At 41.0% G+C, this 585-nt stretch carries 1 protein-coding gene; it reads right to left on the bottom strand.

Features of this window, described 5'->3' with window-relative positions; translation table 11 throughout:
• Window positions 1-20 precede the first annotated feature (20 nt).
• A complete protein-coding gene (locus ACWHAR_RS29870; RefSeq protein ID WP_144459386.1) occupies window positions 21-431 on the bottom strand; it encodes a cytidine deaminase in 411 nt (136 codons plus the stop codon).
• Between the last annotated feature and the right edge of the window lie 154 nt (window positions 432-585).

Raw genomic sequence — 585 nt, 5'->3', positions numbered from 1 at the left:
TAATGGATACAAATCCTGATTTAAAGCTTTCGTTCGTCATGTAAATCCTCCGATGAAAATGCGCCTGGCAATAATTCTTCCACAGTCATTTCTTTTATTTGTCCTTGTAAATTAGTCAGTACGACAATAACGTCTTTTGTGCAAAGCTCAGAAATCACCTGGCGGCAGGCTCCGCACGGAGATACCGGTCCAGGGGTGTCAGCCGCAACGGCCAGCATCTGAAACTCTGTATCCCCTTCAGAAACAGCTTTAAATAAAGCAGTACGCTCGGCGCAATTGCACATGCTGTATGCCGCGTTCTCAATGTTGCAGCCTCTGTACACTTTTCCATCCTTGGTAAGAAGAGCGGCTCCTACTTGGAATTTGGAATACGGCGTATATGCCATATCACGCGCTTTTAAAGCTTCTGTTATTAATTCTTGTCTGTTCATGTGTACATTCCTCTCTTACCTATAATGGTACCGCTATCACTTTATATTTTACATAATCGCGCGCTTTTTTTCACGCCCATTTCTAAAAATGTAAAATAAATGTAAGAATTTTCAGCCATTACAGCTTTGTCAAAAAAATAAGTAAACCAATGAT

Source organism: Bacillus sp. LR--39 (assembly GCF_053613335.1).
Note: the sequence above shows the minus strand (reverse complement) of the source record. Positions and strands in the feature narration are given on the sequence as shown.

Excerpts from the sequence above, each read along its gene's own strand:
- ACWHAR_RS29870 (WP_144459386.1), bottom strand. The coding sequence starts at position 431 with ATGAACAGACAAGAATTAATAACAGAAGCTTTAAAAGCGCGTGATATG.